The organism is Rhizobium sp. TBD182 (genome assembly GCF_001950375.1).
GTDB classification, from domain to species: Bacteria; Pseudomonadota; Alphaproteobacteria; order Rhizobiales; family Rhizobiaceae; genus Agrobacterium; species Agrobacterium tumefaciens.
Window position 1 is genome coordinate 93,555 of the sequence record NZ_BDLN01000010.1, and the last position, 8,382, is coordinate 101,936.

General features: G+C 57.2%; 8 protein-coding genes and 1 pseudogene. 4 read left to right on the plus strand and 5 right to left on the minus strand.

The window, feature by feature from the left end; genetic code table 11:
- Positions 1-185, plus strand: a pseudogene (locus T18_RS27870) (ABC transporter ATP-binding protein); the annotation flags it as partial.
- A 152-nt stretch (positions 186-337) separates the two neighbouring features.
- Here the strand turns inward: T18_RS27870 and T18_RS22870 are convergent.
- From T18_RS22870 to T18_RS22880, 3 genes are all read right to left on the minus strand, one after another.
- The gene (locus tag T18_RS22870; protein WP_038496994.1) at positions 338-1,837 is read right to left on the minus strand and encodes a tripartite tricarboxylate transporter permease; all 1,500 of its coding nucleotides are present in this window, start codon (positions 1,835-1,837) and stop codon (positions 338-340) included.
- Between the two features lie 38 nt (positions 1,838-1,875).
- Complete coding sequence (locus T18_RS22875; RefSeq protein ID WP_038496997.1) at positions 1,876-2,355, minus strand: tripartite tricarboxylate transporter TctB family protein; 480 nt, start codon at positions 2,353-2,355, stop codon at positions 1,876-1,878.
- Between the two features lie 74 nt (positions 2,356-2,429).
- Positions 2,430-3,410, minus strand: a complete 981-nt coding sequence (locus T18_RS22880) for a Bug family tripartite tricarboxylate transporter substrate binding protein (protein WP_038497000.1) — start codon at positions 3,408-3,410, stop codon at positions 2,430-2,432.
- Positions 3,411-3,647: 237 nt separating this feature from the next.
- Between T18_RS22880 and T18_RS22885 the strand changes: the two genes are divergently transcribed.
- Positions 3,648-4,673 (plus strand): LacI family DNA-binding transcriptional regulator, encoded by a 1,026-nt coding sequence (locus T18_RS22885; protein ID WP_038497002.1) that lies wholly within the window; start codon positions 3,648-3,650, stop codon positions 4,671-4,673.
- 8 nt (positions 4,674-4,681) lie between these two features.
- Here T18_RS22885 and T18_RS22890 read toward each other — a convergent pair whose 3' ends face one another.
- On the minus strand, positions 4,682-5,824 hold the full coding sequence (locus T18_RS22890) for an L-talarate/galactarate dehydratase (RefSeq protein WP_233285001.1): 1,143 nt from the start codon (positions 5,822-5,824) through the stop codon (positions 4,682-4,684).
- 149 nt (positions 5,825-5,973) lie between these two features.
- On the opposite strand from T18_RS22890, the gene T18_RS22895 reads away from it, so the two are divergent.
- Complete coding sequence (locus T18_RS22895; protein WP_038497009.1) at positions 5,974-6,864, plus strand: LysR family transcriptional regulator; 891 nt, start codon at positions 5,974-5,976, stop codon at positions 6,862-6,864.
- 72 nt (positions 6,865-6,936) lie between these two features.
- On the opposite strand, the gene T18_RS22900 is transcribed toward T18_RS22895, so the two are convergent.
- Entirely contained in the window at positions 6,937-7,242 is a 306-nt protein-coding gene (locus tag T18_RS22900; protein WP_038497014.1) for an NIPSNAP family protein, read from the minus strand.
- A gap of 519 nt (positions 7,243-7,761) precedes the next feature.
- On the opposite strand from T18_RS22900, the gene T18_RS22910 reads away from it, so the two are divergent.
- The gene (locus tag T18_RS22910; protein WP_038497019.1) at positions 7,762-8,325 is read left to right on the plus strand and encodes a hypothetical protein; all 564 of its coding nucleotides are present in this window, start codon (positions 7,762-7,764) and stop codon (positions 8,323-8,325) included.
- The last annotated feature ends 57 nt before the right edge of the window (positions 8,326-8,382 follow it).

An 8,382-nucleotide genomic window follows, 5' to 3' on the forward strand; every position in this document is an offset into this window, starting at 1 on the left:
ATCTGTGTGATCGGGTGGCGATCATGCAGAGCGGGGGTTTCGTGGAGGTGGTCACGCGGCAGCAGTTGCTCGAGAATACCGTTGAACATCCCTATACGCGCATTCTGATGGATGGCAGCCGAGGCTATGTGGCGGCTAGACGAGATCTGCTACAGCACAGTCCACATTCTCCGGCGTCCGCATAGTTCTCGCAGACGCCGGAGATTGTGGATTGAGTGGAAGCGTTGAAGATGTCGCGTGACTTGTAGCGTTTCATAATCCGGTCTCGTCGCCGGATCGAAACGCCCGCCTGATCGAGATCGTCACTGCCGCGCAGACTGGGGTCGCTATGATTTCCCTATTCGGTAAACGCTTCCTCCCGTTTGCGGCTGATGCTCGGAGACAGCACGAGCGCCAGCACCGCAACCGCAAAGATCAACAGCGACAGGCTAAGCGGGCTGCGCAGAAAAATCGTCGGATCACCCTGGCTGATCAGCATCGCACGCCGCAGATTTTCCTCCAGCATTGGCCCCAAAATGAAGCCGAGCAGCAACGGCGCCGGTTCGAAACGCATCTTGCTCAACGCAAAACCGACAATGCTGAAGCCTGCCATGACGAAGACATCGAAAACGCTGTTGTTGATGCTATAGGCGCCGATGCAGCAGAAGCCGATGATCGCCGGAAACAAAAGGTGGTAAGGCACGGTCAGCATCCGGACCCAAAGCCCAATCAGCGGCAGGTTGAGAATGACGAGCATGAGATTACCCGACCACATGGAGACGATCATGCCCCAGAACAGGCCCGGTTCCTCGGAGATCACATTCGGACCTGGTGTGATGCCCTGGATTATCATCGCACCGACCATCAGCGCCATGACCGGGTTGCCCGGAATACCAAGGGTCAGCATGGGAATGAACGATGTTTGCGCGCCGGCATTGTTGGCAGCTTCAGGGGCCGCAACCCCTTCGATGGCACCTTTCCCGAACTCGGCCCGGTTGGGAGAAACCCGTTTTTCCACGGCATAGGCAGCGAAGGAGGCCAGCATTGCCCCACCGCCCGGCAGAACACCGAGTAAGGACCCAAGTGCGGTGCCACGCAAAACGGGCGAACAAATTCGCCGGAAATCGTCCTTCGTCAGCATCAGTCCCGTCACACGCTTGACGCCAACCGAACGCTCCTGCTCGTTTTCCAGATTGCGCAAAATTTCACAAATACCGAATATGCCCATGCTGACGGCAACGAAATTCAATCCATCATAGAGCTCCGGAATATCGAAGACATAACGTGGCGTCCCGCTTTCGACATCGGTGCCGACAGTGCCAAGCAGCAGGCCGAAGACGATCATCGCGAAGGCCTTGAGCAGCGAACCGCTTGCGAGCGCGACGGAGGCGACGAGCCCCAGAACCATAAGCGAGAAATATTCGGCTGGTCCGAACTTGAGCGCGATCGCCGCAAGAGGCGGCGCGGCAAGCGCAAGCAGGATGGTCGCCACCGTGCCGGCAAAGAAGGAGCCAAGGGCTGCGGTTGCGAGAGCCGCCCCCGCGCGGCCGTTGCGCGCCATCTGGTAACCGTCAATCACGGTGACGACGGAAGAGCTTTCACCTGGGAGATTGATGAGGATGGCCGTTGTCGAGCCGCCATATTGAGCGCCATAAAATATGCCGGCCAGCATGATGAGCGCGGATTCCGGCGGCAAGCCGAAGGTGATCGGCAGGAGCATCGCGATCGTGGCCGTCGGCCCGAGCCCCGGCAACACCCCGATCGCAGTTCCCAGAAGACAACCGATGAAACCGTAAAGCAGGTTCATGGGCAGGAAGGCGGTGGATGCACCGAGCCAGAGGTTAGAAAAGATGTCCATAAGCAATCCGATCCGGTTTCAGGGCTGACTGGCGAGCCCTAGAAAAAGTCACCGATAAAGGGGATCCACGGTCCGAAGGCACGAAGAGGGATCGCGAGGAGCTTGGTGAAAACCAGGGCCGAGCACCCCGCAAGGAACAGGCCCAGCAGGATGGAGTGACGCCAGTTGGCATAACGACTGGCAGCCGAGGCCCCGATGATGAGCAGGAACATCGTGGGCGCAAGGCCAAGCCCTGCCAGCACTAGACCGAAGCCGACAGGAGCGAGGATCACGAAGAAATAAGCTTTCCAGTTCCAGGTTTCCGCCTCACCCTCCTCAACGCCAACCATCAGCGACTGGATGAGGACCAGTGCGCCAAGCGCCATCAAGATCAGGCTCAGCATGGTCGGGAAATAACCTGGGCCCATCTGGAACGAGTTCCCGACTTCCAGATTGCGACCGAACCAGATGAATAACAGGCCGGCAAAAATCATCGTCACGCCGCCGGCGAAGTCGCGACCGTTTTTTATCTTCAGCATGGCACTATACTCGCTGTGGAAATGTGCCGGCCGGGATGACATCGATGGAAGTCATATCCGGCCGGCAGTCTACCTCACTGCGGTGGGACGTTCGCGGCCTTTATAACCTCGGCCCACTTTGCGGTTTCCTTGTCGATGAAGGCCTTGAATTCCGCCGAGCTATTGCCGACCGGCGTCACACCCATCGCCTCGAGCTTCGCTTTCATCGCCGGATCCGCGATAATTGCCTGGACTTCCTTGCTCAGCTTTTCGACAATTTCCGGCGGGGTGCCGGGAGGCGCAAACAGGCCATGCCATGAGGTCGCCTCGAAACCGGGAATGACGCTTGCCATGGTTGGCACGTCGGGCAACAGGCTGGCTTTTTCCAGGCTGGTGACGGCGAGAGCCTTGACCTTGCCGGCCTTCACCTGTTGGGCGGCGGTCGGAATATTGTCGAACATCATGTCCACATGGCCCCCAACGACGTCGAGAATGGCCTGGCTACTGCCTTTGTAAGGTACATGCGTGATTTTGAGATCGGCCCTGGTGGCCAGAAGCTCGCCCGCGAGATGGATGGACGTACCGACACCGGAAGACGCGTATGTGTGCTTGCCGGGCTCCGACTTCAGGAAGGCGATCAACTCCTCGACGGAATTCGCCTTTATCTTGTCGGGATTGACCACCAGCACGTTCGGCAGACTTGCGATCAGCGAAATCGGCGCAAATCCCTTTTCCTTGTCGTAAGGCAAGGTCTTGTAGAGCGTCTGGTTGATCGCGTTGGAGCTAACCGTCCCCATACCGATCGTATAGCCATCGGGTTTTGACCGCGCCAGATCACCAAGGCCGATATTGCCACCGGCGCCGGGCTTGTTTTCAACGATGAAGCGCTGCCCCAGTCTCTTGTCCAGCTGTTCGGCCACAAGACGACCAAATGTGTCGGTATTGCCGCCCGCGGCAAATGGAACAATCACGGTCACCGTCTTGGACGGGTAGTCTTCGGCAAAACTGGGCTGGAGACCGGTTGCGGATATTGCGGCCGCGACAGCCGCAAACGTCATGAAACGCCTGAGGTTCATATTAATTCCTCCACTTTTCTGGCTTCCCGCCAGTGCTGTTCACCACCCTTCGAAACCCTCCTCCCGAAGAGATGGAAGCGCTTTCATTTTAGACCGAAAAATCTCTTCCGCAACCGCAGCCGATGTTTTTTTAATCATTAAATTTCAATATATTAGCCTGTATAGAAACAATACTTTAGACGAACATCTTGATTAGGTTCAAAATGAAAGCGTAAATCATTTTGAGAGGAATGAAAAATGGCCGGCCACGAGAAAAACAGTTACATCGCTCCCGGCGGGCCGGTCACGCTCGCTGACGTTGCCAAGCTCGCGGGCGTTTCGCCAGTCACGGTTTCCCGGGCGATCAACACTCCCGCCCTGGTCAAGCCTCGCACGCTGGAGGTGATTGATCGGGTGATCGCAAAAACAGGTTACGTGCCAAATCTGCTGGCTGGCGGCCTTGCTTCCCGGCGGACCCGGCTGATCGCTGCGATCGTCCCAACCGTTTCCAGCACGATATTTGCCGAGACTATCGAAGGGCTTAACGCAGAACTCGTCTCCGCCGGCTATCAACTGCTGCTTGGCCTCTCCGGTTATGACAATGCCCGCGAGCTGGAACTGACGCGCGCGATTTTGGCACGCCGCCCCGATGGCATCGTCCTAACGGGCATCACGCATCTTAAAGGGACTCGCGCCATGTTGACAGGCGCGGGCCTGCCGATCGTCGAGATATGGGATTCCACCCCCTCGCCGCTCGACACTGCGGTCGGCTTTTCGCATGCGGCGGTTGGCGCTCTGGCGGCCGAGCATCTGCTGGTCAAGGGCTACGACCGCTATGCCCAGATCGGCGCCAACGACCCCCGCGCCGTTCAACGCCGCGACGGTTTCGTCGGTCGCCTCAGAGGGGTCGCGGATGTCGAGTTACCAGCGCTGGAAATGAATTCGCCCTCTACCTTTCGGGATGGAAGATTGGCGATGGCACAGCTTCTGGACAGTGGGCACGGAACGCTCGGCGTATTCTGTTCATCAGACGTCGTCGCCCACGGCGCCTTGGCGGAAGCAAATGCCCGCGGCTGCAGCATGCCCGCCAAACTCGCCGTCATCGGTTTTGGCGATTTTGACTTTGCTCCTTACACACACCCGCCACTGACAACGATCCGTATCGATCGCCGTGACATCGGCACCAAGGCAGCGCGCTCTATTCTCAGAAAGATTGAAGGCGACGGGAATGTTGAGGCCATGATCAATATCGATTTCCACATCGTTGCCCGCGGCACCGCCTGACCCAGCGCTTAAGGCCGCTTGCCAAATTCCGCCATGGCCCGCGTCCAGTGACCGGCCTGTTCCGAAAGCGTAATGCCAAGACCCGGCCGGCTCGGCACCAGCATGCGGCCATCCCTGATCTCCAGCCGCTCGTTGAACAGCGGATCGAGCCAGTCGAAATGCTCCACCCAGGGTTCGAGCTCGTAGGCGGCCGCCAGATGGAGGTGGATTTCCATAGCGAAATGCGGCGCGAGCTGCAGCTTCCTGGACTCCGCCAGCGCGCAGATTTTCAGGAATTGCGTGATGCCCCCCACGCGCGGCGCATCGGGCTGGATGAAATCGACGGACTTGTTCTCGATCAGCGAAACATGTTCCAGAACGCTTGCCAGCATCTCGCCGGTCGCAATGGGCGTATCGAGGTGTGAGGCGAGCGCCGCATGACCCTCGACATCATAGGCATCGAGCGGCTCTTCGATCCATGTCAGGTTATAGGGTTCCATAAGGCGGCCGAACCGCATCGCGCTTGGACGATCCCATTGCTGGTTCGCATCGACCATCATCGCCACCCTGCCGCCGATTCGCTCATGCACCGCGGCAACGCGTTTGAGGTCGACAGCCATGTCGGGCTGACCGACCTTGATCTTGATCCCACCTATACCCGCAGCAATTGAATGCTCAACATTCTCGAGAACCTCTTCGATCGGCGACGAGAGGAAGCCGCCCGAAGTGTTGTAGCATTGCACAGAATCGCGGTGGGCGCCGAGCAACTTGGCAAGCGGCAGGCCAGCCCTTTTCGCCTTGAGGTCCCACAAAGCCACATCGAAGGCCGCTATCGCCTGGATGGCAAGCCCGCTGCGACCGACAGATGCCCCCGCCCAGCAAAGCTTGTTCCACAGCTTGCCAATATCGTTCGGGTCCTCGCCGATGAGGACGTTTGCGATCTCCTTGGCATGTTCATATTGACCCGGACCGCCGGCGCGCTTTGAATAGCTGAAACCAATGCCGCTATGGCCATGCTTTGTTTCTATTTCCGCAAAGAGAAACGCCACTTCGGTCAAGGGCCTTTGCCTGCCGGTCAACACCTTCGCGTCGCTGATTGGCGTCTTGAGCGGCAGGAAGACCGAGGAAAGCTTTATCCACACAATGCTGTCTGCGCCGGAGGCTTGTTGCATATCCGTTCTTGTTGACCGCGTATCCATCTTCGCCTCTTTGATTTTCACCCTGACGGAGGTTCCGCAGCAGTTCTGACTTGACTGATATCGCGTCCATCAATTTAAGTCCAAGTTGTTTTCTGTTAGATACCGATACAGGATTTAAATAGATGCTTGACTTGGGAAGGGTCCGTTCATTTGTCGCCGTCGCTACCGAGTTGAACTTCAACCGTGCGGCGCGTCGTTTGAATATGACGCAGCCTCCGCTCAGCCGGCAGATCAAGCTCCTGGAACAGGACCTCGACGTCACGCTTTTCGAGCGGACCAGCAGGAGCGTGGTCCTAACGCCTGCGGGTCTGGCTTTCCTTAGCGAGGCACAGACACTTTTGAGGCTGAGCGACGCCGCCGTAACAGCGACAAGAAGGGCAGCGCGCGGCAGCGCAGGCTCAGTAAAAATCGCTTTTGTCGGGGCCAGCACCTACAGTTTCCTGCCCGGTTTCATCAGTCAGGCCCGCGCTTCCGCACCCCAAATCGAACTGGAACTGGTGCAGATGGAAACCGCCGAGCAGCTTCAGGCGATTAATGCCGGCGATATCGATCTCGGTTTATCCCGGCCGCTTGCCGGCAATCATTATGTCGAAAGTCTGTGCGTCGCGCGCGAACGTATGATGTTGGCGATCCCGCGCGCGCATCCGCTTGCCGCAAAACGGCGCCCTGCACCGGATGCGCTGAACGGTGAACCGTTTATCATGTTCTCTCCGCCGGCACGGTATCTGCACGACAAGCTGACCCGACTGATAGAGGAAAACGGGCTCACTCCCCGCATCGTTCAGAGCATGACGCATTCGCAGGCCATCCTCTCGCTGGTCAGCGCGGGCATCGGCCTGGCACTTGTTCCCGCCGGCACCGAAAATGCCTGCTTCGACGATGTGGTCTTTCGATCACTCGATCTGAAAGAAGAGTGTATTGCAGAGCTTCATGCCATTTGGAGCCGGGATAATCACAATCCCTTGCTGCCGGAAATTCGCAACATTGTTGCCCTTCGGCATGGTAAGTCATGATGGACCACTAACAGTGCGATTTGTCGCACGGTCTCTCACCTGCTCCTGCGACATTTGGGACGACGCAGGAAGCTAGCCTCGCAAGGGACGCATGAAAGTACGCTCGTAACTGATGATGCTGCGGTTACGCTTATCCAGCTCATAAGCTGCTACGCACTCTGGATCCGTGGTCATCTTGATCCGGTAATCCTCGTAGGCCGCAAGGCTCGGGAAACTGAACAAAGCCAGCGCGATATTGTTGGCCCCCTCGCTGGGCAGGAAGTATCCATGATGCGTCCCGCCCATACGATTGACGATGGGAATCCAGAGCCGTGCATATTCCTCGAACTCGGACAGTTTGTGGGGGTCGATAATGTATTTGAGGTAACAGGTAATCAATCAAGAGTATCCTTCGATAACTTATTTGCGCTGGGTATGCTCACGCTTCCCGCTTTTCCTTCCCTTTCCTGTCGAGAGCAAGCTGGAAATCAAGAAGTAGCCCTTGGCCTTGTGGCTCTATCGTCAACTGAATGTCTCCTGTCCCATGAGCTTCGCCAAAAACCACTATGACAATATCAATTGGGCTGCGCCGGATCCCAAAAATCGACGCCCCAACCAACGGCCATGATGACCATAATGGAAATTTGCAACAGAGCCATATCTGACCCGTTTGCGTCGTGTGGCGACAGTTTAGGAGATCAAATGGACTACCTGAGCAACCTCATCAAGCCGGACGCCAAAGACTGACAGTTCAGCTTGTAGTTTGAGGGCGTCTCCAGGACCTATGCGACGGATGGATCGGTCGAGGTACTGTAATCTCCCGTCCATCAGCTGTTCATGAAGCTGCCACGTCTGCTTCAGAGAAGAAACACATATTCCTGTTGTCGCTCTCAACGGGCAATCAAACAGGAGAAACTCATGCGCTTATTAGCGACGGCGACTGCCGTAACCGCAACCGTCCTGCTCATCACTACGGGCCGCGTGCACGCCGTGGAAATTCACAATGGGTCGATCAGCGAAACTGAAGTCCTCCAGACTCAGAAAGCCTGGGGCGAGGCACTCGTTGCAATCTCGCGTGAATACGAAGACAAAGGTGTGAAGCCAGCCCATGATTTGGCTGCCAAGGTGATCGATGCGGCCTATGGCTACCAGTTGGGTCCGGTTCTCTTCAAGCCGACCCTGACACAGGAGCCCCAAACCTTCCGGACCGACCGTGAGGGTGCCCTGTCCTACTTTGTCGGCCATAACCAGAAATATCCCGGCGATACAGGCTTTGCACTGAAGGGATGGCGCGAAGTCCGTGTCGAAAACGCCGCCATTCTTCTTGACGGCGAGTATGCGACCACTCTTGGCAAGGTGTCCTTCACCGACAAGGACGGCAAAGTCACGACGGTCGATAAGTCATGGACTTTCAAGAAGGACGATGAAGGCACGATCCGCATCGTCCAGCACCATTCCTCACTGCCTTACGTCGCCAGGTAGACGTCCGTACGTATCGGCCAGCGATCATTGACCTTGCTCGAGACGATAGCCGATACC

Bases quoted from the DNA above. Each gene is read 5' to 3' on its own strand.
- T18_RS22870 (WP_038496994.1), bottom strand. From the start codon at position 1,837: ATGGACATCTTTTCTAACCTCTGGCTCGGTGCATCCACCGCCTTCCTG.
- T18_RS22875 (WP_038496997.1), bottom strand. From the start codon at position 2,355: ATGCTGAAGATAAAAAACGGTCGCGACTTCGCCGGCGGCGTGACGATG.
- T18_RS22880 (WP_038497000.1), bottom strand. From the start codon at position 3,410: ATGAACCTCAGGCGTTTCATGACGTTTGCGGCTGTCGCGGCCGCAATA.
- T18_RS22885 (WP_038497002.1), top strand. From the start codon at position 3,648: ATGGCCGGCCACGAGAAAAACAGTTACATCGCTCCCGGCGGGCCGGTC.
- T18_RS22890 (WP_233285001.1), bottom strand. From the start codon at position 5,824: ATGCAACAAGCCTCCGGCGCAGACAGCATTGTGTGGATAAAGCTTTCC.
- T18_RS22895 (WP_038497009.1), top strand. From the start codon at position 5,974: ATGCTTGACTTGGGAAGGGTCCGTTCATTTGTCGCCGTCGCTACCGAG.
- T18_RS22910 (WP_038497019.1), top strand. From the start codon at position 7,762: ATGCGCTTATTAGCGACGGCGACTGCCGTAACCGCAACCGTCCTGCTC.